The organism is Parafrigoribacterium mesophilum, from assembly GCF_039652555.1.
In the GTDB taxonomy this organism is placed as follows: domain Bacteria; phylum Actinomycetota; class Actinomycetes; order Actinomycetales; family Microbacteriaceae; genus Parafrigoribacterium; species Parafrigoribacterium mesophilum.
The window spans coordinates 72,521-95,784 of record NZ_JBDJAF010000006.1; the positions used below are offsets into that span (position 1 = coordinate 72,521).

The 23,264-nt window shown below is 63.4% G+C and carries 22 protein-coding genes, 1 tRNA gene and 1 pseudogene; 4 read left to right on the forward strand and 20 right to left on the reverse strand.

The window, feature by feature from the left end; genetic code table 11:
• Positions 1–359: 359 nt before the first annotated feature.
• The 3 genes and pseudogenes from mshC to ABFX56_RS15140 all read right to left on the reverse strand — a co-directional run bounded on the left by mshC (position 360) and on the right by ABFX56_RS15140 (position 3,840).
• A complete protein-coding gene (mshC, locus tag ABFX56_RS15130) occupies positions 360–1,598 on the reverse strand; it encodes a cysteine--1-D-myo-inosityl 2-amino-2-deoxy-alpha-D-glucopyranoside ligase (RefSeq protein ID WP_346234191.1) in 1,239 nt (412 codons plus the stop codon).
• A gap of 9 nt (positions 1,599–1,607) precedes the next feature.
• Positions 1,608–2,465, reverse strand: a complete 858-nt coding sequence (locus tag ABFX56_RS15135; protein WP_346234192.1) for an undecaprenyl-diphosphate phosphatase — start codon at positions 2,463–2,465, stop codon at positions 1,608–1,610.
• Positions 2,466–2,513: 48 nt separating this feature from the next.
• Positions 2,514–3,840 (reverse strand): annotated as a pseudogene (locus tag ABFX56_RS15140) (M20/M25/M40 family metallo-hydrolase).
• 167 nt (positions 3,841–4,007) lie between these two features.
• Here ABFX56_RS15140 and ABFX56_RS15145 point away from each other — a divergent pair.
• A tRNA-Leu gene (locus ABFX56_RS15145) sits at positions 4,008–4,092 on the forward strand.
• A gap of 222 nt (positions 4,093–4,314) precedes the next feature.
• Here the strand turns inward: ABFX56_RS15145 and ABFX56_RS15150 are convergent.
• From ABFX56_RS15150 to ABFX56_RS15160, 3 genes are all read right to left on the reverse strand, one after another.
• Entirely contained in the window at positions 4,315–5,691 is a 1,377-nt protein-coding gene (locus ABFX56_RS15150) for a hypothetical protein (RefSeq protein WP_346234193.1), read from the reverse strand.
• A 126-nt stretch (positions 5,692–5,817) separates the two neighbouring features.
• Positions 5,818–6,615, reverse strand: coding sequence for a hypothetical protein (locus ABFX56_RS15155; RefSeq protein WP_346234194.1), 798 nt, complete (start codon positions 6,613–6,615; stop codon positions 5,818–5,820).
• Positions 6,616–7,066: 451 nt separating this feature from the next.
• A complete protein-coding gene (locus tag ABFX56_RS15160) occupies positions 7,067–7,927 on the reverse strand; it encodes a hypothetical protein (protein WP_346234195.1) in 861 nt (286 codons plus the stop codon).
• A 250-nt stretch (positions 7,928–8,177) separates the two neighbouring features.
• Here ABFX56_RS15160 and ABFX56_RS16315 point away from each other — a divergent pair, with 250 nt between their 5' ends.
• Positions 8,178–8,378 carry a DUF1214 domain-containing protein gene (locus ABFX56_RS16315; RefSeq protein WP_428834462.1) on the forward strand — a complete coding sequence of 67 codons (201 nt, stop codon included), beginning with the start codon at positions 8,178–8,180 and terminating at the stop codon, positions 8,376–8,378.
• A gap of 1 nt (position 8,379) precedes the next feature.
• On the opposite strand, the gene ABFX56_RS15165 is transcribed toward ABFX56_RS16315, so the two are convergent.
• From ABFX56_RS15165 to ABFX56_RS15215, 11 genes are all read right to left on the reverse strand, one after another.
• Positions 8,380–8,826, reverse strand: a complete 447-nt coding sequence (locus ABFX56_RS15165) for an SHOCT domain-containing protein (RefSeq protein WP_346234196.1) — start codon at positions 8,824–8,826, stop codon at positions 8,380–8,382.
• A gap of 233 nt (positions 8,827–9,059) precedes the next feature.
• Positions 9,060–10,703 carry a hypothetical protein gene (locus tag ABFX56_RS15170; RefSeq protein WP_346234197.1) on the reverse strand — a complete coding sequence of 548 codons (1,644 nt, stop codon included), beginning with the start codon at positions 10,701–10,703 and terminating at the stop codon, positions 9,060–9,062.
• Positions 10,704–11,298: 595 nt separating this feature from the next.
• Positions 11,299–12,003, reverse strand: a complete 705-nt coding sequence (locus ABFX56_RS15175; protein ID WP_346234198.1) for a phosphatase PAP2 family protein — start codon at positions 12,001–12,003, stop codon at positions 11,299–11,301.
• A 128-nt stretch (positions 12,004–12,131) separates the two neighbouring features.
• Positions 12,132–12,854, reverse strand: coding sequence for a DUF1206 domain-containing protein (locus tag ABFX56_RS15180; RefSeq protein WP_346234231.1), 723 nt, complete (start codon positions 12,852–12,854; stop codon positions 12,132–12,134).
• Between the two features lie 428 nt (positions 12,855–13,282).
• A complete protein-coding gene (locus tag ABFX56_RS15185) occupies positions 13,283–13,807 on the reverse strand; it encodes a GNAT family N-acetyltransferase (protein WP_346234199.1) in 525 nt (174 codons plus the stop codon).
• 131 nt (positions 13,808–13,938) lie between these two features.
• A complete protein-coding gene (locus ABFX56_RS15190) occupies positions 13,939–14,721 on the reverse strand; it encodes an alpha/beta fold hydrolase (protein WP_346234200.1) in 783 nt (260 codons plus the stop codon).
• A 126-nt stretch (positions 14,722–14,847) separates the two neighbouring features.
• On the reverse strand, positions 14,848–15,633 hold the full coding sequence (locus tag ABFX56_RS15195; protein ID WP_346234201.1) for a WS/DGAT domain-containing protein: 786 nt from the start codon (positions 15,631–15,633) through the stop codon (positions 14,848–14,850).
• A gap of 11 nt (positions 15,634–15,644) precedes the next feature.
• Complete coding sequence (locus ABFX56_RS15200) at positions 15,645–16,088, reverse strand: alpha/beta fold hydrolase (protein ID WP_346234202.1); 444 nt, start codon at positions 16,086–16,088, stop codon at positions 15,645–15,647.
• Positions 16,089–16,190: 102 nt separating this feature from the next.
• A complete protein-coding gene (locus ABFX56_RS15205; protein WP_346234203.1) occupies positions 16,191–16,853 on the reverse strand; it encodes a response regulator in 663 nt (220 codons plus the stop codon).
• The gene (locus ABFX56_RS15210; RefSeq protein WP_346234204.1) at positions 16,850–17,974 is read right to left on the reverse strand and encodes a sensor histidine kinase; all 1,125 of its coding nucleotides are present in this window, start codon (positions 17,972–17,974) and stop codon (positions 16,850–16,852) included. The genes ABFX56_RS15205 and ABFX56_RS15210 overlap by 4 nt, the downstream gene beginning before the upstream one ends.
• A gap of 20 nt (positions 17,975–17,994) precedes the next feature.
• Positions 17,995–18,777, reverse strand: a complete 783-nt coding sequence (locus tag ABFX56_RS15215; RefSeq protein WP_346234205.1) for a DUF2306 domain-containing protein — start codon at positions 18,775–18,777, stop codon at positions 17,995–17,997.
• A gap of 132 nt (positions 18,778–18,909) precedes the next feature.
• Between ABFX56_RS15215 and ABFX56_RS15220 the strand changes: the two genes are divergently transcribed.
• Entirely contained in the window at positions 18,910–19,917 is a 1,008-nt protein-coding gene (locus ABFX56_RS15220) for an NAD(P)-dependent alcohol dehydrogenase (RefSeq protein ID WP_346234206.1), read from the forward strand.
• Positions 19,918–19,962: 45 nt separating this feature from the next.
• Positions 19,963–20,835: a DUF4389 domain-containing protein gene (locus ABFX56_RS15225; RefSeq protein WP_346234207.1), complete on the forward strand. Its 873-nt coding sequence runs from the start codon at positions 19,963–19,965 to the stop codon at positions 20,833–20,835.
• Here the strand turns inward: ABFX56_RS15225 and ABFX56_RS15230 are convergent.
• From ABFX56_RS15230 to ABFX56_RS15240, 3 genes are read right to left on the reverse strand one after another with little or no spacing between them, the layout of a single operon-like run.
• Complete coding sequence (locus ABFX56_RS15230; protein ID WP_346234208.1) at positions 20,828–21,946, reverse strand: glycosyltransferase; 1,119 nt, start codon at positions 21,944–21,946, stop codon at positions 20,828–20,830. The two genes, ABFX56_RS15225 and ABFX56_RS15230, sit on opposite strands and share 8 nt — an antisense overlap.
• Before the next feature lie 13 nt (positions 21,947–21,959).
• Positions 21,960–22,553 (reverse strand): TetR/AcrR family transcriptional regulator, encoded by a 594-nt coding sequence (locus tag ABFX56_RS15235; protein ID WP_346234209.1) that lies wholly within the window; start codon positions 22,551–22,553, stop codon positions 21,960–21,962.
• Positions 22,554–22,605: 52 nt separating this feature from the next.
• Positions 22,606–23,115, reverse strand: coding sequence for a SixA phosphatase family protein (locus ABFX56_RS15240; RefSeq protein ID WP_346234210.1), 510 nt, complete (start codon positions 23,113–23,115; stop codon positions 22,606–22,608).
• Between the last annotated feature and the right edge of the window lie 149 nt (positions 23,116–23,264).

A 23,264-nucleotide genomic window follows, 5' to 3' on the forward strand; every position in this document is an offset into this window, starting at 1 on the left:
ACCAAGTACGAGGAAGTTGTCCACAGGTTCCCTTCGAGCGCTCGCCTTGCGGCTCGCCCTCAGGGACCGTGTGTTGTCCGGTCCGTGAGGAGGTCGCTCTAGCAACCGTCTTCGCTCCCTGAGGAGGTCGCTCTAGCGACCGTCTCGAAGAGGTGGTGTGTTGGGTTGTTCCCTTCGAGCGCTCGCCTGGCGGCTCGCCCTCAGGGACCGACGCTCGCCTGGCGGCTCGCCCTCAGGGACCGGGTGTTGTCCGGTCCCTGAGGAGGTCGCTCTAGCGACCGTCTCGAAGGGGTGGTGTTTTGGGTCGTTCCCTTCGAGCGCTCGCCTGGCGGCTCGCCCTCAGGGAGCGACGCTCGCCCTCAGGGCGCGAGACGGATGCCGAGCAGCGCGTCGATCGCATCCACCAGCACCGCGGTCGCCGGCGCCTCGGAGGCGATGTACGCGTCGATCCGACGCACCGCCGTGGGAGTATCGAGGTCATCGGCGAGGATGTCCCGCAGTTCGTCCACGAGCGCCGTGTCGGTTCCGGTGCCCGGATGCGCCGCCCAGGCTTCCCAAGTGGTGAGTCGCTCCCCCGCGGTGCGCAGGTGGTCGGCGGTCCACTCCCAGTCCGACCGGTAGTGCTCGGCCAGCAGGGCGAGCCGGATGACCCGGGGGTCGATACCATCGGCGACCAGCCGGGAGACCAGCACCAGGTTGCCCAGCGATTTGCTCATCTTCTCGCCCTGGTAAGCCACCATGCCAGCGTGCGAGTAGATGGCGGACCAGAACCGGCCGGTGAGCGAGGAGGAATGTCCCGCACTGTATTCGTGGTGCGGGAAGATCAGATCGCTGCCGCCGCCGTTCACGGTGATCGGCGAGGTGAGGTGCTCCAGCCCGATGACGGTGCACTCGATATGCCAGCCCGGCCGGCCGCGGCCGACCGGGGAATCCCAGGCCGGTTCTCCCCGGCGTTCGGAGCGCCACAGCAGCGGATCGAGCGGGTCCCGTTTGCCTGGCCGGTCCGGGTCGCCGCCGCGCTCGGCCGATAGCTCAAGCATGGTCGCCCGGTCAAGGTTGCTTTCGCGGCCCAGGAACCACGGACCGGCGTCGGCGCCGAGGGTGGTGTCGTAGTAGATGTCCGGCGCGGCATCCGGGCTCTCGACCGTGTAGGCGATCCCCCGGTCGAGCAGGCCTTTCACGGCGGCGGCAATCGGCGCGATGGCCTCGGTGACGGCCACGTAGTGGTCGGGCGGGATGATCCGCAACGCTTCCATGTCGTGTCGGAACAATTCGGTCTGCTCCGCGGCGAGGTCCTGCCAGTCCACTCCGGTGGCTGCGGCGCGCTCTAACAGCGGGTCGTCGACATCCGTAACGTTCTGCACGTAGTCGACGGCGAATCGGGCATCCAGCCAGAGCCGCACCAGGATGTCATAGGCGAGGTACGTGGCCGCGTGGCCAAGGTGGGTGGCGTCGTAGGGCGTGATGCCGCACACGTACAGCGAGGCGACATCGTGGGGCTGGGTGGGCTTGACGCTCTGACTGACGCTGTCGAAGACCCGGGGGATGGCGCCGCGTCCGGGCAGGGCCGGGATCGTTGGCCGGCTCCAGGATCTCACGCTCTCAGCCTAGTTGGGCAGCAGCACTCCGGTGGACAGCAGCACGATCAGCGCGCCGCCGAGCAGGATGCGGTAGATCACGAACGGCAGGAACGAATGCCTGGTGATGTAGCGCATGAAGAACGCGATCACGATGAAGCCGACAATGAACGCGATGGCGGTCGCGGTGGCGGTCTCCACCCCGCTGAACACCTCGGGCGCGCATCCGGAGGCGGCGCTGAGGCAGGGCTCCTTGATCGTCTTGTACAGCTGGTACAGGCCGCTGCCGAACACGGCGGGGATGGCGAGCAGGAACGAGTAGCGGGCCACCGCGCGGCGGTCGTAGCCGAGGAACAGTCCGCCGGTCATGGTGCCGCCGGAGCGGGACACGCCGGGGATCAGGGCGAGCGCCTGGGCCAGGCCGTAGATGATGGCGTGCGGCCAGGTCAGCTCGCGCAGGCGGCGCTTCTTGGCGCCGACGGCATCCGCCACCCCGAGCAGGATGCCGAACACGATGAGGGTGGTCGCGATGATCCACAGGGAGCGCAGCGTGGTCTCGATCGCGGTTTGGAACAGCAGGCCAAGCACCACGATCGGCACGCTGCCCAGGATGATGAACCAGCCCATGCGGGCGTCCTGGTCGGTGCGCGGCACGCGACCGACCAGCGAGCGCGCCCACTTGGAGACGATGCGGCGGATGTCGGGCCAGAAGTAGATGATCACCGCCGTTTCGGTCCCGAGTTGGGTGATCGCGGTGAACGCGGCGCCGGGGTCGGCACCGGTGCCGAGGAACTCCCCCACGATGCGCAGGTGGGCGCTGGAGGAGATGGGGAGGAATTCGGTGAGGCCCTGTACCAGGCCGAGGATGATCGCCTCAAGAATGCCCACCGGCACCGCTTTCGTTCGTGGTCGTGCAGTCGGCTGGTCCGGCTGTTGCTAGTACTCCAGCAGGAAATCCGTGAGGACCTGCCTGCCAAAGACTAATGCGTCAAGCGGTACCCGTTCGTCAACGCCATGGAACAGGGAGGGGAAATCCAGCTCGGCGGGCAGGCGCAGCGGTGCGAATCCGTAGCCGGCGATTCCCAGCTTGCTGAGCGCCTTGTTGTCGGTGCCGCCGGGGAATAGGTAGGGAAGCACGCGGGCGCCCGGGTCGTTCTTCAGCAGCGCGGCGGAGGCGGCGTCGATCAGCGGGCCGCTGAACTCATTCTCCAGCCCGACATCCTGGTGCATGACGACGACCTCGATGTCCGGACCGACCAGCTCGCGGATCTCGGCGAGAACGGCGTCTTCTTTACCGGGCAGGGTGCGTACGTCCATGAGCGCCTCGGCGATGTCGGGCACCACATTGTGCTTGTAGCCAGCGGTGAACGCGGTGGGGTTGGTGGTGGTGCGCAGGCTGGCTTGGATGAATCCGGACGCCGACCCAGTGGCGATCGCGAGTTCGTCGGGGCCGACCTGCTGCGGGTCGTGGCCGAGCATGGCGGCGATCTCGAGCAGCAGTTCGGCGGTGGCGTAGGTGAGCCGGATCGGCCAGTCCCGCCTGGCCGATGCGCGCCACCGCGTCGGCCAGGCGGGTAATCGCGTTGTTGTGGAGCAGGCGGGAGCCGTGGGCGGCCGGTCCGCGGGCGATAAGTTTGATCCAGACCAGGGCTTTCTCCCCGGTTTGCACGAGGTAGGCGCGCTGGTCGCCGAGGGTGATTGAATAGCCGCCGACTTCGCCGATGGCTTCGGTGGCGCCGGTGAAGACTTCCGGATGCTCCTTGACCAGGTAGTGGGATCCGAGCAGTCCGCCGTCTTCTTCATCGGCGAAGAATGCGACGATGAGGTCGCGGGCGGGGCGCTTGTCCGCGCCGAGGATGTCTTGGAGCGCTGTGAGGATCATCGCGTTGGTGTTCTTCATGTCGATGGCGCCGCGGCCCCAGAGCATGCCATCTTTGATGACGCCTTCGAACGGGTCGACCGACCAGGTCTCCGGTGTAGCGGGGACGACGTCGAGGTGGCCGTGGACAACCAGTGCCCCCTTGTCGGTTCCAGCACCGTCGTGGCTGCCCTCGACACGGGCGACGAGGCTGACCCGTCCAGGCTCGGACTCGAACAGCTGCGGCTCGAGCCCGAGTTCTGTGAGCGCGGCGCTCACGTACTCGGCGGCATCCGTCTCCCCGTTCGACTTGCCGTCGCCGTAATTCGTGGTGTCGAACCGGATCAGGTCGCGGGCAACGCGCGCGGTCTGATCAAGGTCTTCGGTGGGCTTCGTTCGGGCCATGGGTCCACGTTACTGGGAAGTTACGAGTTTTCAGCGAATTGAGCCTGGCAACCGGAGCATTCGTCGCGGTGGGCCGTCAGTCGAAACGCGGCCGCACGCCCCGGTGGGCGAAACTGGGGTGCGCTCTCGTGCTATTCTCGTGAGTCGGTGCAAGCCGAAAACATCCAGTCCGGATGGCGGAAATGGCAGACGCGCTAGCTTGAGGTGCTAGTGCCCGTATAGGGCGTGGGGGTTCAAGTCCCCCTTCGGACACAGAGGTGAATTTCCGACAATGGGCGGTTTTTCTTCAGAGAATGGGTCGCGACGATCGAATGTCGTTCGTCCGGCCCTTTTTCCTTGCCGGGATGCGGTGAATGCGTCGTTGTTGACGGGTGCCAGGGGTGCCTGGAAACGCAAAAAGGCGCGCCTGAAAATTTTCAGGCGCGCCGAATCGTTCGAGTCGTGCAGGTGAGGTGTCGAGGTGGTGCTCGCGGGTTATTCCAGCGGGATGATGCTTTCGTCCAGGCTGGCGACTGAGTCTTTGCTTTGCCAGAACATGGACGGGTTACGCCTGTTCTTAGCCGTGAGACTTTTGATTGTGAGCTTCTCTTTGAAGAACGAGATCATCTTGCGAAGGTTCTCCGAGACCAGAGCGGCAACGCCGACGACGTAGGTGAAGGTGTTCCCACGCACGGCTCGTTTTGATGCGGAGGCGAGGTCTTCGAATTGGGCGCGCTTGATGTTGGCATTGAGTGATTCCACTCCGTTGCGCATGCCGCTAGCTGCGAGCCATTCCAGTCCGCCCCATGGGTAGTACTGCTCGGTCTTGAGACCGCCAGCGTTGGGGTTCTTATCGAACTCTTTGTCGCTGGGGCGATGCATGGTCACAGTGACGCCTTGGTGTGCACCGGGCTGTGCTTTCCACTTTGCGTAATCGGGTGCATCGGTCGGGATGATGTAACGGCGGGTCCAGTCGTCGGTCATCTTGCCTTTGGGCATGAGTCGGGACTTCTCGCGGCGCGCGACCTGCTTCGCGTACAACTGTTCTGCCTGCTCGGTTGCCTTCTTCAGGGCGTCGTGGGACTTCCGTGCTTCACTGCCCTGCGGTGCCTCTTTGTAGGCCCGGCCGTGGTAGAACCATTTCGTGCGTGCGTTGAAGATGACCAAGTCGGCTTCGCGGAGGGCGTTCGGCACGGTATCGAGGTACCAGGCGCCGGATATGTGAACGAATCCGCGCTTGTCGTATGCCTGGACCCCGATTTGGTTCTTCTTGTAGCCGAAGACGTGCTTGAACCCGAGAAGTCGGAGCGGCACGGCATATTCGTGGACCTTACCGTTAGGGTAGGCGCGGTCGACGATGAAGAAGTTGGCCTGGTGCCCTCGTTCAAGGAGAGATTCGGCGATGCGGAGTGCCTCTCCTCTGATGGCCCCGGGGATGTGGAAGCTGACGCCAACGGTCAGTAGTGGGAACACTTCGCACTCTTCGCCGAAGTTCGCCGTCATGCGCGCGATCTCCAACTCGATGCCCCACTTGCGATCCGATTCTGCGGTTCCTTTCACCTTGTTGCTGGGGTCTGTGCGGTTCATGTAGTCGGCGTCGGCGTGAGTCACGACCCCGTGGCTACCTTCCCGGCCGTACCATCCTCCGTCGGGATTTACGGTGCGCCGATCGCCTTCTGGGTTTTTCGCCGAGCGGTTTCCCGCTTTTCCGTAGAGCGGGACGAAGGTCGCGTCCAGGGCGACGTTGCCGTGAGCTCGATCGCGGATTGCTTTCGGCAGGCATTGCCGCGAGCCCTCCAGAAGCGCGTTGGCGAGCGTGAACATACGTCGGCGGCGCATCTCGCAGTTCTCTGGGTCGCGCGCGGCGAGCATTTCAGCGAATTCTGCCTCGGTGAGGACTTTATCTGCGTTGTGCCCGCAAGGGAACCCTGTCTGCACATTCCGGGTAGCTGCGTTGGGAAGATAATTTGTAAACGTCCGAATCGCTGCCTGTGCCCATTACTGGCAGAAGCTGACGTAGTCGTAGAGCTTCCCCTTCAGGAGAGTGACGTGAAGGTCGGCTTTCCTGTTCGTTGGGAAACCGTTGTAAGTCTGAGAATCGTCTGCCGTCACGACGTATGTGCGCCCCGGGAGCGGCGCTGTCTGTGCTGCGTTGCACTTGGTCGCAGGCATCAACCACGTCGTGTCCGGGCTCACAGTCGAAAGATCTGGGACCAAAGAATCAGTAAACGATGCAGCCTTGTACTCGGCCGTCGTCTGCTGCCATGCCGTCGAATGTGTGTCGAACAGACCCGGGTAATTGTTTGCGACGTCCCAAGCAAAGCCAGCATCAGACGACACCGCATACGCTTGCGTGCGGTCATAATAGAACTTCCGCACCATCGCATGTAAATCAAGAACTGTGACCTTGACGGGCGCGCTCGAAACGGTCGCCTTCGCATCCTTTGCAACGGGTCTGACTACAGCACGGTATGTGAGGTCGCTGGCGACTTTAGTGTCTAGAACAATTTTGATGTCTTTCGTCTTACTCGGGCTCGACACCTTCTTTACTGTTGTCCAGGCCTTGTTATCTGGCGAACTCTGAACGATCAGCGTCACCTTGTCGGTGCGTCCGTGAAGGAGCTTGCGGTTCGCTGCCAGAGTGACCGTATCGCCCACAATCACGTCTTCGATCGCGCTTGCTTTCAGCCCAACTGTCATATCTTTTGACTTGATCGCGGGTGCTGAACACGCCGTCATGCCGAGAGCGAGCGTACCGGCGATCGCCAAGACTACGAGTCTTTTCATCTGATTCATCCAATACTGTGTTTGCTGGAGTACTGCGGCACGAACCGCAAATCTCGCCCCAAAGCATATCGCGAGCAAGACTCAGTCCGGCAGGCCCATTTGAGGGGCCAGATGGAGGTGCCTATCGAGGCGCCTCGCATCCTCGATTTTCTGAATCCTCCACTTCACACTCGGCTCCTGGTGCTGTTGTCGTTATCAGAAGGTGTCTGCACTAATTTCAGTACTCATCTGCACAGGTTGTAAGCCGGACGCTCTGCGGGCACCTTTCGGACGGTCGCGAAGATATACTCAAGGCCGCATTTTGATCCGGGAGTGGTGCCCGGAAGCGGAACGGCTTGCGCGAGCCGGTACTCATGAATGGCCTGGTGCCGACTGCCGCGTTGTTCGTGCCTCTGCTCGATACGGTTGTCCCAGGGGGTTATGGATGCCGATGATGGCCGATAGGTTGCGGTCGGCGCGGCTAGCCCTGTGGAGCTTTGGACTCTTCCTCAACCCGTAACAGATCCGCCGCCAACATATAGGTCCACGCCACGCGCGAATCGGCTTCCGTAGTCGACACCTTTGAGTGCACACCCTTGCTCGCCAAGTCGTCCAGAGATTTGAGGCGCGTCCCCAAAGCGGTGATGTTCGAAGCGAGGACATCAGCATGCGTCGAACGGCCAATTTTCAGACGAACGTATTCTGTAAGTCGATTCCGGTAATGATCGTCATCCATGACCCGCTCAACTCCGTTAATCACCACTGGTGCGCGCGGAGGGTAGACCACATCGGCGAGCGCTTTGATCGCTCGACGACACGAAGTGGTGGCGTGACTCATAGCCTCCGGATCTCCCTGTGCGATACGTTCTTGAGCTGCAGAAAGGGCACCAAGGGCGTCCGGCGCAAGCGATGCCAGTCTTTCTTCGACGAATGCCCTTCCTTGCGCGATCACGTCGGGGATAGCGATGCCAGCGAGCATGTCAGATTCCACTTCGAGCAGGTACCGATATGTGGCGTCCATAATGCGCCCAAGAACTACCCTCTGCTGCACAAGCATCGGATACACTGCGGCCTTCTCCTTCTCCTGGCGAAGAGAGGCGAGACCAGTGTCCAGGGGCGTCATTCCCGGAGTCACCATGCCGTCGTAAATAGTCTGCATCGAGGCAGCGAGAGTCTCCAGTTCGGCTGCACCGTGGCCGACAATTGAATCCTTCTCGTTGGAAAGCTTCCGTCGGGCCATCAGCGCCTCAAACGCGGAACGTCTTTGCGAGTCCGCCTTTTCTGCGCCGACGAGTGCCACCAATCGACCGCGAACTTCGGCGGCCGGCTCAGTCAGCGACATGCCGGGTCTGACACCCTGAATCTCAAGTGAGATCCACATCTCCGCGAGCGGATCTTGGCGAAGAGTGGCTACTCGAAGAGCGGCACGAAGGATCGTACTGACGGGCGCACCATCAGCAACTGCGACCAACGCCGCGTCAAGAGCTCGCTGCGTTCGCTCCCGGATGTCCACGCCTTCAACTCATAGCTTCGACACACATTGCATCGACGAGAAGCGCGGGTAAGCGTCTTAGTGGGGGCATGCTTATCGTCTGCACTTCCCGGCAGGTCAGCTTCCGCCGAACAACGCCTTCTGGTCGCTGGCCGCGACAGACACGGGCGGCTACATGGTCAGCAGCTCAACAGGCCGCTCAATCGTCAACAGCCATTCCGGTCTTGTGACGAGCGGTAACCGCAATAGGACCGCTAGCCGTGCCGAGCGCGCGGTCGGCCCGTGTACCAGTGAGTGGTGACCTACAGCCGCGTAAGCAACTCCGCCTTCTTCTGCGCGAACTCGGATTCCGTCAACACGCCGGCCGCTCGCAATTCTGCCAACTTTTTAATTTGCCCCAGCACGTCTGTCTGGGCAGGCTGGGCGGTCACCTGCGGGGTCTTCGCGGCAGCGATGGTCGTCTCGAATGCCTGCTGAATCGCTGCGATGGTCTCCTTCTTGTACTTGACCAAGAACTCGATGGTGTTGACCATCGTCAGCACCTCAACATGGCCGCCCGTCATGGAGTTGCCTCGGCTGTTCACGCCCTGAACCTGAACGAGGTCTACGGAGATCGTCTTGTGGTCCAGCAGCACCTTGTACGTGAAGATGATCCGCCTGGACGTCAACGCAATTGCACCCCGGAGCTTCTCGGTCTTTCCGGTAGCTGTCGTCGTGACCGTCGCGTTCGTCGGCGCGATGTAGATCACTGTCTCGTCGGGGGTTAGCTTCTCGATGACCCGCAGTCCCAGGGCATCTTCAGGACGACCGGCCAGATCTGCACGGCGATCAAACGGATCTACGTGCTCCCGCTACCAGGAAATCATCGACGGTCTGTCAGCGAACCTGGAGAACCCCGTCGGTGGATCATCGGGGGCTCGGGGAGCTTACCGTTGCCGCTCGACGCCAGACGCAAAGGCGCCAGACATCGGATGGTCTGCCGTTAGTTGTCGCAGGGTTGGTCCGAAGTCCCGGTGACGGAATGGCTGATTGTGGCCTGCCCGTTGCTGTTGATTGTGAAGTCGGCACTGCGCGGAACGGTTTCATCGGCACCAGTGTGGCACGAGTCGTTTGTCATCCACGTGACGTGAAGTACCCCATTAGTGAAGGCCAGGGTCTGCACATTGGAATGCTCCTGCTGGTCGATCGCCCCCAGGTCGATTGCGCCGATGAGATCCAAAGACCTGTTGTAGAGGCCAATTACATTGGGCCAGCCAACGGTCCCTCCGGTCGCTATGCAGCCGAAGACGACGGCTGCGAGGCCGGAGGGGTGGGAGCTTGTCGTCCCCGTCGTGTAGAGGGGCTGCTGGCCTTGCCCGAGACCTTGGATCCAGGTATACCCGTTCATCAGCGGGTCGGCGGACTGGAGCTCCCCGTTGACGAGCTGCTCTGCAGGTCGCCTACACATGGCCGGCGCGGTGATGGACATGAGGTCGGATGCGGTGACAGCCGGACGCGCTGGTTGGGTGATCGTGATCGTGTACGGCTCCGGATGCGCGAAGATGTCGACCACAGCCCGGCCCCCATTGACGACATCCTCGAACCCGGAAGTGATCCATGCCGCGCCCTGGAGCAGGACGGATACTATTACGCCGTCTTTGTAGACGTCTTCGATAACCTTGCCGAGACACTTCGACACGGTGTCCACAGCATCAGTTAGATACTTCGCTGCGCTACCCGCCGAGTTGACCTCCGCTGTTGCCATCTTCTTGAACCCAGAAATGCACCCGACGTCATCAAATGCGGTCAGGACCGCTTTGACAGGCTTAGCGCCGAATATTGAGCCGAGCATCGTGACAGTTTCAACTCCGTACATCAACGCGGAGGCAATGTAGGCGGCCCCATTCTCGGTGAACTGCAGGCCCTGAGCATTGTCGCCGGTGTCGTTGTACGTGTAAGACGCGTTGCCGGACAGGAGATGCATGGAATCGCCGGCAGGCAGTTTCGGCTGACCGAGCACGGCGAACAGTTGCGGCAGGAGTGACTGCCAGGAGTTGTCCGGGTTCGTCAGAACCATGTTCGCCGTCTCATGCACCGCAATCGGGTAACCGCGAGCGTTCACGACAGTCAGTTGTGGCCGCTTTTCTGGTCCGCCATCTCCCATGCACCAGTAGACGCGGTCATCAGACGAACTCGAGACGCTGTAACCGGCCGTGCGGATCGCCCCCTCACCGTGGCACGTCGGCTTCGAACCGGACGCGTCCGGGCTAAATATTTTGCCCCACACCGCTGCGATTCCCTTTTTGATGTTCGACCACCAGTCGACGAACCAGAATGAGAAATGCGTCGTTGTGACCTTCGCACCCTCCGACGTCAGCGAGACTCCCTGGACAGGAGTTAGCGGTGAGTCGGGGTTCTCCGTGTATCCGACCAATGGCGCAGGCTCGCCCGGAACTGGTGAGCCTGCGAAGGTAAGAGTCGCCTTCCCGGTGAGTTTCGCCCCCGTGAGCTTGATCGACCAACCGCTCACCCCCTCCTCGATTGTCTTCGTCGCCGTCAGTGTCCCATCGCCGCTGACGGCACCGGCGGGGATTGCCACCGTCAGACCGCTGGATGCGTGCAGTACGGTCGATGCGGTGTCAGTCACATGGATCGAGGGTCCGTGCGCCTCATGCGTCGACGCAGAACAACCGGTTAGCAAGGCTGCCGCGGCCGTAAGGGCCGTAATCGCCGCTATCAACTTGAGCACATTGAGCCACTTCCTGCCGTGATCTGAGGCTATACCTGGCCTCTATCTGTCACGCCACCACCCCGGACCGTCGAGTCGCGTTTCGAGGCGTAGATGAGCCGGAGCGACGCTCCGCTCCTGAGCGGCTCGGACCCAAGGGTTTTCCGTCGCCGTGAGCCGGTGGTTCGAGCGGTGCTTGAGCTATGTCCGGCCGCTTCCTCCGAAGGTCTCGTGCTCCCCGGAATTACAGGGAACTACGACGGCCTCTTGGAATTTCAGGAGTTTCTCCCTGGAATCCGTTGCAATAGAGTTCCAAACTGTCCAATGCCTACGGGGCTAAATGGATTTCCCGAACTTCCCACAGAGACTAGTTCGGGCTATTGAGCCCCGGCTTTCCGGGAAATTGGTTGACAGGATCGCTCAAGCGGTCGGTTGGCCTTTTTTCATGCCCCGAAGGTGTCCCCAGATCACCACAACGAGTAGGTCGGGCTCTTCATTTGAATCAGATTGACGGTCAGGTGCCTTCCGCTTGAGCTTGCGATAGCGGCCCGTGCATGCCTTCTCCTCGGAGGCGTGCTGTGCGCCACGTATCGACTGCGATCACGGTGCCCACGATGACCATGGAAATGGACAGCGACGCGAACGTGTCGGTGAGCCAGTGGTAGCCGAGATATATTCTGCTGAACATTTCGGCGAGCACTCCAAGCCAGGCAAGCCCCGCCCCGAGTGCTACTCCCCATGCTTTGGGTGAGCGGGAGACGATGAGAAAAGCCGTAAGAATGAGGAAGTCACTTGCCCCAAGCACGTGGCCGGACGGGAAAGAGAACGTGGCGTCGTGCCCGATGAGCATGAAGCCTGCTGGCGGTCTTTGACGGTGAACAATCTGGGCAAGCGTGTTGGCGACAATGACGCCCGTAATCATCGCTCCTGCGAGGAGAAAGGGTCGCCACGCATGCTTGGCAAAAATAAGCCAGAGAACAGTGATGATGAAGATGATGATCGGAAGCAACACCGGTCCGAACGTGATGGTCAGCACGATCATCACCGCAGTGACATCGGGCGAACGGTGAGCGTGCATCCACCGCGCCACAGGATCGTCCCAGTCGGCCAGGCCGGTATGGGTGAGAACTCCAGTCAGTACGATGACGAAGCACATCACTCCCATTGCAATGAGAATGGCGGCGCTGAGGTAAAGCCGACGCCGTGCGACGGCGCTCACATACCGCTCCTCCGTGACCATTTTGGATCGCCAAAAGTCTCCATTAGTAAGCCGCATGTACTTCGTTCTCCTTCACAGGGCTTTCGATCTTCTGGCTAATGTAAGTTCGCTTCACCGATTTCGCGCGGTCACAGTCGAGCGAACCGAGCGCGGAACGCGTTATAGAGCCCGAAGGCGATAAAACCTACACCGATAATCACGACAGTGACCGCGCCAAAGGGGAGTGCAACAAGCGCCTTGAGTGCGCCATCGAGTCCGCCAGCCTTATCCGGGTCAACGGTGGCCGACGCGATCCAGAACAAGACACCGACCACGCAGAGCGCCACCCCCTCCAGGGTGTAGCCGATGACTCCGAGCGCAGCCACGGTTCGCCCCAGTGGACCGCGTGGAAGATCGATTCTCTCCAGAAACCGTCGGGTCACTCCGCGCACGATGAGCCCGACGCCGATGGCGAAGGCGATGCCGCCGATGATGATGACGATGAAGTCACCACCGGGCTTAGCCATTAGTTGTGCGGAAAGCGATCGGGAGGATGTTGCATTGCTGGTCGATGAGCCTTGAGCGAAGATGAGAGCAGTCGCACCCACGAAGAAATAGGCCAGGGATTTGGCAACCCCGCTCAGTCGACGAAGCCACTTTCGTTTCGGGTCAGATGACCACGTTAATACCGCGTGAAGCACCTGCCAGACACCGAGCGCTAACAGGGCGATCACAATAACCCAGAGCAGAAACATGCCGGCTGGCGCCTGCGCGAGCTGACCCAGGACACCAGATTGGTCCGCTTCGACCCCCGCGCCCAGAGCGACGCTGAAGGCCGCGAGACCGATCAGTGCATGAACAATCCCATTCATCGCGTACCCGACTCGAGCCGCCCAGCGAAGGGGCGCGCTGTTTTTGGCCTTCGCGGCCCCACGCTTGGCGGTCTCACTCACACGAGTGCACCGTTCCTCGAGGTCTGTCGCCAAACAGAATTGCGGGAAGGTGCTCTGCTGACCAACATCGGGGACACTGATTGTGAGGCGTTCTCAACCACTTCCCGAAGAGCGACGATCTCGACTTTGACGGGGTTGAAGATCACGGCAGCTCCTTTCGGGTCTGACATCTTGTCAGCATAGAGGACGAATTTGATCCAGACTCTCTAGGTATGCGGCACATTTCGGATTGTGATCCGAGTTCCGTCCGAGCGCCCAACTTCCTGGTCCGTTGCCAGGTGCTAAGGAAAGGCGGTTGCTTTGGGCGGAGGCCAAATTTACGAGCGCTTCCACAAATTAGGAAGACTTTAAGAGCGGGTCGTGAGCAACTGATACATCACGTGGTCCTGCCACTTGCCGGCGATCTTCAAGTATTGGGCAGCGAGTCCGTATCGTCTGAAGCCCACATCCTCGAGCACATGCCGTGAGCGGATGTTGTGCGGCAATGTCTCGGCCTGCACCCGGTGCAGTCCCATGTCGCCGAAAGCGAGTGTCGTCATGAGTTGAGCCGCATCATGGGCGTACCCGCGTCCGTTGTAATCGGGGGCAACCCAGTAACCCATGCTGCACGACTGGAAAGCTCCCCGAGTAATACCGCTTAAGGTAATCCGTCCAACTACTTGTTCGCGTTCATCGATGATTACGTGCGGTAGCGCTTCGCCATCGCGATATCGGGCCAAAGCACGCTCCAATTCTGCCCGTTGTCCTTCGACAGTGAAGTACGCATCATCTCGGATCGGGTCCCACGGCTCGAAGAACGCGCGGCCCGACTGCTGAAGCCGCGCGAGCCGCCCGACATCGCGGGTAGATATCAGTCGGGTAGTTGCAGGCACTGACCAATCCTCTCAGCCAGAACTGGTCGCGGAATGCTCAGAGTTGTACTGCGACGTCGGCCCAGCGTGAACCACTGGCGCCGCGGTACGCGGACGAGCGCGATGCGTAGCGAATCCACCGAGAAGGAGTCTTAGGGCTGCGCGAGTCTGCGTCGAATCTCGCGGACGGTGCCAGCTGGGTCCACTCCGTGATCGTGCGACTCGGGCACGACAACGAGTTCGGCGTTCGGCATCGCCTGACTTAACCGGTCGGTCGCCGTCACGAGCAGGGGCATTGTCGGTTCGCCACGGAGAATCGTGACAGGCATCGGCACGCCAGTCATGGCGGGGGTCGGGGTGGAGACCGCCTTCGTCAGTAATGCGTCGTAGACCACCGACTGAGCGACTGCAACGAGGGATGCGAACATCGGGCTGTCACGGATTTGATCGATCACCGGATCAGGCAGACCGATCGCTTCCCTCTGGAACAGGATCACGGCCTCCGCCGGCTTCCGTGCGTCGATGAGCGCTTGGAGCCGGTCAGGCAGGTCGGGAGTCGGTTCTGCTTCACCGAAGCGAAACGGCGGTTCCGACAGGAAGAGGTGAGTGATAGGCACTCCCTCGCCCGCGGCGAAGAGGGCGAGGACCGCGCCGGAGGAGTGGCCGAGCACCGCGGCTTTACCGCCGATTGCTTCGATCACTGCCGCGAGATCCTCGGCTTCCCGCGCGGGCGCGTACGGCACCGTGTCGCCACTCTCACCGCGGGCGCGGCGATCCAAGGTCACGCCCTGGCATCCCGCCTCCGCCAATGCTTCGGCAAGCGGGGCGCCCCCTTCGGCGGTCGAAAATGCACCACCAACGATGACGACCGGCGCACCCTCCCCCACTTGGTTGAAAGCGATGCGAGTTCCGTCCAACGAAGTCGTGTGTTGCATGCTCAATCTGACCATCCGTCGCCGCGCCCTGCAAGGCGCACCACCCTTAATCGACCGGCCTGAGCGATGGGCTAAGGCGGTGTTCGCACAGGAAAAGTCGCAATCCTCGTTCCAAGCCGGCCGAGTTCACGAACTCCAGCGGGCAAGCTCTTCTCGGAATCCGTCGACGAAAACGTCGCCAGGCAGGCTGCCTGCGTCAAAATGAATGCCACAGTTCAGCCGGCCCTGGCAAGACAAAGCAGCCACCCCTAGGCGGACATTTCCGGCGAGGACAGCGACCGGCCAGATCGCAACGACCGGCGCACCCGCGAGCGTTAAGGCTCCAGCGGGACCTGGCAACTGGGGACGGCTCGCTGAGCGGCAACCGCACCAGCATAAGCCCGACCTGGTTGCCGGATGTGCCGCGCCGCTGCAGTGCAACCGGAACCGAAACCGGCAGCCAGGCTGGAACCGCTCGCCAGCGACCGGCAACATCGCCCTGAAGCCGGACGCGACCGCCGCGAGAAGGGCGTCATTCACGGTGGCGCCGACGGGTCGCATTCGCAGCCGAAGGGTAACCAGGTCTGCGTCGACGAAGGCAACCCGTCGATTGGAGCTTCTTGCACCCAGCAGCACGGTTGGCCCGACCTCGTGACTGTGCAACGTCAGGGCGATCCATCGCGCGCCCACCCGGATCTCCCTCAAGACGTCCCCGGGACGTCGATTTCGGCGACGCCTGGTTCCCGAGGAATCGGGCATCGAAGTCATCTCCACGTGCTGGGATGGGTAGCTCGCGCGTGAGTCGATCCCGTCCCCCGCGGTAGTCCATGCCGTCATGGTGGCAGGCGGGTTATCGGTGGTGGTCGGCGACGCGGATTTCTGAGCGTCATGAAGCCGGTCCTCCACCCGTGCTGTGCACGGTACCGTCGGCATCCGCCATGTATTCACGCAGCCGCTGCAGCATCCTGTGATCGGCGAGGAACCCCGAACGAGTGCGCGACGATAATCTCGAAACCGCCGACCTGAGCGCTCAGGAGCCGGATGATTTCGGCATACTCCAGCACCGAGGTGCGCCTGCCCGTTGATGCGCCATGGCCGGGCGCATCGAAGGCGATCACCGTGCGGTCGGCCGATTCGAGCGCGCGGATGACTGCCCCGAAGTGAGAAGCGCGGCTGCGCCAGCCGTGCACGAGCAGCACGGGCCGCTCGCCGCTCTCCCATCGGGACACCGCGACCCGCTTGCCGTTGATAAGTAGCCGGTCCACTCGCGCCGACGAGTGCGTGACGGCGTCGGATGAGCGCACCGACGTCGGCCGACCCAGAAACCAGAACAGCTGGTAGGCCACCTCGGCGGCCAACGCCGGCATCCCGGTGCCGAGCAGATGCACGGCGGCGGTGAGTAGCCGGGCAGCGGTTTCATCCTTGGTCCTTCGTGCTCTGGTCCTTCGTGGTTTGGTCCTTCATGGTTTGGTCCTTCACGGTTTGGCCCTTCATGGCCGACGCGGAACCCGCTGCGTCTGGTGCGCCCAGATTGCGATCTCGACCCGGTTCCGGGCGCCGAGCTTAGTCATCAGGCTAGCCAGGTGTGTCTTGACTGTGCTCAGGGTGATGTAGAGCTCGCTCGCGACCTCGCTGTTGCTCAAGCCCCGCGCCACGGCGGCGAGCACCTGCTCCTCCCGCTCGGTCAGCGGCTCGATTGGTTGCTGCAGCGGAGCGGCCGGCGCCGTACCGGCGAACGCTTCGAGCAGGCGTACCGTCACGTTCGGAGCGATCAGCGCGTCCCCGCTCGCCGCGGCACGCACGGCCTGGCCGAGCAGCGCAGAGCCCGCGTCCTTGAGCAGAAAGCCCTTCGCGCCCGCCCGCAACGCCGCATACACGTATTCGTCGAGGTCAAAGGTGGTGATGATGACCACCGCCATCGGGTTCTCCACCCCCGGCCCGGCGATAGAGCGCGTGGCCTCGATGCCGTCCAGGCCGGGCATCCGGATGTCGAACAGGCAGACATCGGGACGCAGGCTCCTGGCCAGCGCCACTGCCTCGTTCCCGTCGACGGCCTGGCCCACCACCTCGATGTCGGGTTGCGCATCGAGGATCATGCTGAGCCCGGTGCGCACCAGCTCCTGGTCGTCGGCGATGAGCACGCGGATGGTCATGTTGTCCATCCAACACGAGGCAGCACCGCAGTGACGGTCCATCCGCCGCCCGGCGCGCGACCCGACTCGCAGACGCCCCCGAGCAAGGCGGCGCGCTCCATCATCCCGGTGATGCCGTAGCCGGGTGTCGTCGCCGGCACAGGTTCACCGTCGTTGCTCACCGTCAACCGCACCCCACCCTTGTCCACGTCGACGACCACGTCGATGAGGGAGACGCCGCGAGCATGCCGTCGTGCGTTGGTGACCGACTCCTGCGCCAAGCGATAGACCGCGGCGGCAACGATCGGCGGGATGCTCGCAGTGTCGCCGGTGACGCGCATGTCGACGCGCGGGCCGGTACCGTCGACGCTCGTGAGCTGCTCGATGTCGACGAAAGTGCGACCGGGCGCCAGCTCGGGCGCCTCCCCCTGCCGCAGCACGCGAACCATCGAGCGCATCTCCGCCAGGGTTTTGGATGCCTCCTCCTCGATCAGTCCGAGGGCATCCGTCGCCGCCGCAGGGTTCAGGGCGGCAGTCGCCAGGCCGGCCTGAGCGCGGATAGCGATCGCGGACACGTGATGGGCCACCGTATCGTGCAGGTCACGGGCGAGCATCTCCCGCTCCATCAGCTTCGCGCGGTCCAGCTCGCGCATCCTGGCACCGGCCCGGAAGCGCAGGGCGACACCAAGCGTGAGCACAATGCCCAGGAAGGCGGCTTCCCCGATCAGGTCGCCCAGGGTCGTGCCCGTCAGCGCCGACACGGCCAGATTGGCGAGAAGGATGCCCGATCCGACCACCAACGCGCGGCCGTTACCCCACCGGAACAGGGCATAGAGGGTGAAGGCGACGACCCCGCTGGCGTACGGGACCGAGTCGCCGAGCAGGACCGTGCCGACGGCCACGGCGCCCACAGTGATCGCCAGCATCAACAGGGGCCGGGTTCGGCGCCACAGCAGGGTTGGCGCCACCGCGATCCCGACGATCGCGGCCACCAGTGGGTAGGGCAGATCCGTGCGGAACACGGCCTCCAACACCGCGGTGAGCGCGACCAGCACCACCAGTGCCCAATCCCGCCACACCCGCCGCGGCGGTGGCGGAGCGGCGCCGGGCGCGTTCCAGGCGGAGCGCAGGAGGCTGGTCATCCGCTCATGATACGGGGGCATCAGCGTGCAGAGGCGGATGAGCCGGGTCGGCTAGTTGTGCCCGATCCGTTTCGGCGTCGGAGGATGACCAATTCGGCGACGGCGGCGTTGATCAGCCAGGCCGCGCCCATGAGGAGTGCGTCGGTGACACTGCCCAGCGGGCCGACACTGAGAACCCAGATCGCCAAGACGATGGCTTGGGTTCCGGCGGCGATGCCCAAGGCGTAGGCGCGGGTCATCCAGTCGCCGTGGGCGACGAAATCGCGGCGTTTGATGGCAACGATGCCGAGCATGATGGACGCCACCATGGCGGAGCCGAACGCCAACCGGATGACCATGAGCAGCGGGCTGTTGCCGTCCGGAAACGAGTAGAACGCGGCCATCCACAGTCCGGATAGTGCGGCGATGAGGCCGGCGGGGATCAGGATGAGCCCGGCGATGCGGTGCCAGCCGCGCCTGGCGCGCAGCGATGGGACGAACTGGAACGCCCCGAGCAGGCAGTACACCGTGGCACCGACGATGTGGGCAACCACCGGAATCGGCGAGGCGAAGAACCGGGCGTTGTCCGCCGTGATCGTGCCGCCGGCAAGAACGCTGAGGCGGAAGGCGCCGCCGAGCACCGGGATGAGGCTGAGCAGGATCAGCCCGGTGACTGCCAGCCAGCCGGTGCTGTGGCGGTCACTTCGACCGGCTTTGTTCAACGCTCGATACGCCCGCTCGCTGCTCTCGCGGGCTGCTCGGTCAGCGGGAGGCTCGCGGGCCACCCGACCAGCATCGGATCGACCACCAAGAAGTTGTGTCATTACTTCATGCTCGCCTGCACCCCGGTGGCGCACATCGGGAGGGAGAACGAGTCAAGAACCGTACTTTCGGCCGATCCAGGTCGGGCCGAATTGCCGATGTCCGGCACCCGGACGGGCAGCCAATATCGAGTCATGACAACAACCAACACCATGACAGCGGCGGTGTACCGCCGCTTCGGCGCACCGGAGGTCGTTCAGATCGAGCAGACCCGCAAGCCGACCCCGAAAGCCGACGAAATCCTCGTCAAGGTCTATGCCAGCACCGTCAGCGCGGCGGACTACCGGGCCCGCAGCCGTGACATCCCGGGCGGCCTCGGCGTGCTTGCCGCGTTCGGCATCGGCCTGTTCCGGCCGAGCCGCCGCATCCTGGGAATGGATGTCGCCGGCGTCGTTGAAGCAGTCGGTGCAGACGTCACCGCCTTCAGCCCGGGCGACCGGGTGATCGCCATGCTGGGCGGCAAGTTCGGCGGCCACGCCGAGTACGTCTCCATCCCGCAGGACGGCACCATCACCCGCGCTCCCTCCAACCTCACACTCGAGCAGGCTGTCACCCTCCCCTTCGGTGGCACGACGGCGCGAGGCTTCCTGAACCAGGTGGCCGTAAAGCCAGGCGACACCGTGCTGGTCAACGGTGCATCCGGAGCCGTCGGGACTGCGGCTGTGCAACTCACCAAACAGCTGGGCGCCCACGTCACCGGGGTCACCAGCACCGCAAACCGTGAGCTGGTCGCCGCGCTCGGCGCCGACCGGGTCATCGACTATACGACGGATGACTTCCTGGCCGAGGGCACGCAGTATGACGTCATCATCGACTGTGTCGGCAACGCCGGATTCGAGCAGGCCGAGTCGTCGATCAAACCCGGTGGCGCGCTGCTACTCGTGATCGCCGATCTGAAGGCGCTCGTGCGATCGCGCGGGCAGAGCCGTAAGAGCGGCAAGCTCATCACCCCGAACGTCAAGTACACCGCCGACGACCTGGCCTACCTGGTCAGCCTCGCCGAGTCCGGCCGATACCAGCCGGTCATCGACCGCACCTACGGCCTCACCGACATCGTCGAGGCACACCGCTACGTGGACACCGGACGCAAGAAGGGCAACGTCGTCGTGCGCATCACCACCCCAACCAACCACACAAATTAGCCACCCTCACAGGTTAACCAACTACACAAACTAAGGAAAGACATCATGACCATCGCCTCCCCCGAAGCAACTGACCCGCACCGCCTGAAAATGAGCGGCATGCACATGGTGGCACTCATCGCCGGCGTGCTCGCGACGGCAGGATCACATCGCCTCTTCGGCAACATCGACCACCTTTGGTGGGGGCTGGCGGCGCTTGCGGTCGGCATTATCCTCATCCTGGTGGGAGCCGTGGGGCTTGGCCGCAGCATCCACTTCGCACCGGTTGCGGCTGCGAGCTCGGGCTATCCGACGCGCCTGGAAGGCCACCTGGACCCGGCGCTGTCCCGCGGCATGTGGCTGGTCAAGTGGCTGCTGGCCATCCCGCACTACATCGTGCTGGCCATCCTGTGGGCGGCGGTTCCCGTCGCCGTGCTGGCCGCTGGTGTGATGATCCTCTTCACCGGCCGCTACCCGGCGTCGCTTTTCGAGTTCGTCGTGGGAGTGCTCCGCTGGAACTGGCGCGTGGTGTTCTACGCCACCGGGGTGCTGGCCACCGACCAGTATCCGCCGTTCACCCTCGCACGGACCGACTTCCCGGCAACCTTCGACGTCGCGTACCCCGACCGGCTGTCTCGCTGGAAGGTGCTGGTCAAGTCCTGGCTGCTGGCCTTCCCGCATCTGATCATCGTGGGAATCCTGGCCGGCCTGTTCTGGGTGTTCTCCGACGGCCCGGGCGTTGGCGGGTTGGTGGGTTTGCTGGTCTTCATCGCGGCACTGATCCTGCTCTTCACCGGTGCTTACAACGCCGGCCTGTTCAACCTGGTCATGGGCATCCACCGGTGGATCTACCGCGTCTACGCCTACACGTCGCTGCTGCGCGACGACTACCCGCCGTTCCGTCTGGATCAGGGCCCGCTCGAGACCCCGGCTAGGTGAGCACAGAAGCCAGCGCATGGAGCCGGTCGGCCGCGGTCGCGGTTCCCCGGCTCGCTCGGATAGCGGCCCCTACCCGGGCCGCTTCCTTGCGGTATCGGTCATCGGCCACGACGGTGGCAATCGCCTCGCGGATTCGCTCCCGTGACGCCGAGGTCGGCAGCAGGATGCCGGCCCCGGCATCCTGCACCGCCCGGCCGATGATGGGCTGGTCGAACCTGCGATTCACCGGGATCATCACGAGCGGCAGGTCGTGAGCCAGGGCCAGCATCGTCGTCGCGTGTCCGCCGTGCCCGACCAGGACGGAACTGGTCGGCATCACCTCGCGATGCCGCAGATAACGATGGATTTCGGTGTTCGCGGGGACCCGCAATCGATTCGGGTCGAGAGCGGGACCGGTGGTGGCCAGCCCGCGCACCGGCAGCTCGCTGATTGCGTCCAGTGCCGACTGCAGGATGCGCTCCTGACCAGGGATGAACGTCGTACTCAGGCTCACCAGAACGGTCGGATCCGGGCCACCGTGCTGCGGCGCCCCGAGATCCTCCGGAAGCGCAGGCCCGGTGTAGGTCAGCGGCACGGCCGCATCCGCGCGAAGCGGGGCCAGATCGAGCTCCTCAAGCGTGGCTACCAGCACCAGGTCCGCGGCGGCCCACATTTCTCGGGGCCGGTACCCGGCCAGGCGGGCGATGGCCCCCGCCGGGCCGCTTGCCATGGTGCGGCTGACCGCGCCGTACAGCGAGTGCACCAGGACTGCGCAACGGCGACCGGCTCTCTCGGCGGCCTTCAGCGGTCCGTAGAGCAGGCAATCGATCACGATGATGTCGGTCGCGGCCCGTTCCACGCTCGCGAGCATGTCCTCGCCGAAGCTGCGATTGGTGAGCACTCCGAGGAACGCGGTGGCGCTCTGCGCTCCCCCGCCATCCGCGGTTGCCGTCCAGGCTCCGGGGTTGCGATACGATTCGAAGTCGAATCCGGCGGCGCGAATTGTCTCGCGCTGGCTGGGCTGCCCCAGAAAACGCACCCGGTCGCCGCGTCGTACCAGTGCCGCCGCGATCTCGAGCGCGGGAGCGACATTCCCCCCTCCGTCCCAGGTGACGAAGAGCAGATTGACCATTTCGATTACCTCCTCAATGACTGGTTTTGCTGCTGGAAAGGACCGCCTCCACCAGTTGCAGCATCGAACGCTCCGTACTCTTGCGGTCGAGGCCGCGGTCGCGGCGCAGGAGCTTCCAGGTGTAGACATCCGTCGCGACAACCAGAAGGTCGGGATCCGCTCGCCGTCCGTCGCCCCGATTCAACTGCGGCGCGAAGACCGCTTCTACCCAGGCGCGATGGGTCTGCCTACCCAGGTCGGTGATCCGCCGGATGCGTGCATCCCCCAGTTCTTGACCCAGCATCGCGATGACCCAGTCACCGCGCACCTCGTAGTGGTCGACGATGGCCGCCACTGCGGCAGGAACGTCCCCCGTCGGTGCGCTTCTCTCCTCGATGATTTCCGCGGCGGCGAATTCCACTGCCGCGTCGAATAGACCGTCGCGGCTGCCGAAGTGCCTCAGAATCGTCTGCACGCTCACTCCGGCGCGAGTCGCGACGTCGCTCAACATGATGTCGATCGTCAACTTCTCGGTGCTGAGATCCACGAGCGCACGAAGTGCCCGTGACCGCGTGTTGGCGGCCGAGGCGGCTCGGGCGACCATCGTGTACCGACGTGAAGTATTCATGTCAGTTGCAATTAACACCAATTATCTGGTCGAGTCAACCCCGTTGCGTGGATTAATCGTCACCGGCGCCGTGATGGTCCTCGGCGGGTGGCTTGCCCGACGCCAGCAATTTCGCTGAGGACTGACCGGCGCTCGACCACGACCCTTCCAACCCGATCACCGCGAGGCCCGACGTGGGCATGGACATCGGCTCACCCGTGAGAAGCGAAAGGAGATCCTCCATTCCGGGATTGTGCCCGACCACTACTACCGTGTGGGCCTCATCGGGCAGGGCGCGCACCACACCGAGCAGTTCGTCGTTGGATGCGGCATACACGCGGTCGTCGATCCAGACCAGCGGTGGGCTATCGAGTTCGGCCGAGGCGAGCTCCCAGGTCTTTTGAGCTCGGCTTGCCGGTGAGACGACGACGAGGTCAAGGCCGCCAACGCCGTGCGCCAACCATCGGCCAGCCTGTGGTGCCTCGCGCAGGCCCCGCTCGGACAGAGGACGATCGATGTCAGCGTCGTCGCCGGACCAATCCGACTTGGCGTGCCGCAGCAGGATGAGAGTGCGTTCAGACATCCAAGCCCCCCACGCTCGCTAGCAATGGAGCTGTTTCGGTCGAGAACCCACGAGGGGCCGCAGCATTGTCACAGTCTTCCACCGTTGACGTCTCGGGCACTAGTAGTCCCTGGGCGATAGACGGACGTCGTAGGTTCGACTATGACTGG

What these genes read in the sequence shown, in the direction of transcription:
- ABFX56_RS15150 (WP_346234193.1), bottom strand. Translation starts at nt 5,691, where the DNA reads ATGCTCGCCGCGCGCGACCCAGAGAACTGCGAGATGCGCCGCCGACGT.
- ABFX56_RS15155 (WP_346234194.1), bottom strand. Translation starts at nt 6,615, where the DNA reads ATGAATCAGATGAAAAGACTCGTAGTCTTGGCGATCGCCGGTACGCTC.
- ABFX56_RS15160 (WP_346234195.1), bottom strand. Translation starts at nt 7,927, where the DNA reads ATGTCGCTGACTGAGCCGGCCGCCGAAGTTCGCGGTCGATTGGTGGCA.
- ABFX56_RS15180 (WP_346234231.1), bottom strand. Translation starts at nt 12,854, where the DNA reads ATGAATGGGATTGTTCATGCACTGATCGGTCTCGCGGCCTTCAGCGTC.
- ABFX56_RS15190 (WP_346234200.1), bottom strand. Translation starts at nt 14,721, where the DNA reads ATGCAACACACGACTTCGTTGGACGGAACTCGCATCGCTTTCAACCAA.
- ABFX56_RS15195 (WP_346234201.1), bottom strand. Translation starts at nt 15,633, where the DNA reads ATGCCGACGGTACCGTGCACAGCACGGGTGGAGGACCGGCTTCATGAC.
- ABFX56_RS15205 (WP_346234203.1), bottom strand. Translation starts at nt 16,853, where the DNA reads ATGACCATCCGCGTGCTCATCGCCGACGACCAGGAGCTGGTGCGCACC.
- ABFX56_RS15210 (WP_346234204.1), bottom strand. Translation starts at nt 17,974, where the DNA reads ATGACCAGCCTCCTGCGCTCCGCCTGGAACGCGCCCGGCGCCGCTCCG.
- ABFX56_RS15215 (WP_346234205.1), bottom strand. Translation starts at nt 18,777, where the DNA reads ATGACACAACTTCTTGGTGGTCGATCCGATGCTGGTCGGGTGGCCCGC.
- ABFX56_RS15220 (WP_346234206.1), top strand. Translation starts at nt 18,910, where the DNA reads ATGACAACAACCAACACCATGACAGCGGCGGTGTACCGCCGCTTCGGC.
- ABFX56_RS15225 (WP_346234207.1), top strand. Translation starts at nt 19,963, where the DNA reads ATGACCATCGCCTCCCCCGAAGCAACTGACCCGCACCGCCTGAAAATG.
- ABFX56_RS15230 (WP_346234208.1), bottom strand. Translation starts at nt 21,946, where the DNA reads ATGGTCAATCTGCTCTTCGTCACCTGGGACGGAGGGGGGAATGTCGCT.
- ABFX56_RS15235 (WP_346234209.1), bottom strand. Translation starts at nt 22,553, where the DNA reads ATGAATACTTCACGTCGGTACACGATGGTCGCCCGAGCCGCCTCGGCC.
- ABFX56_RS15240 (WP_346234210.1), bottom strand. Translation starts at nt 23,115, where the DNA reads ATGTCTGAACGCACTCTCATCCTGCTGCGGCACGCCAAGTCGGATTGG.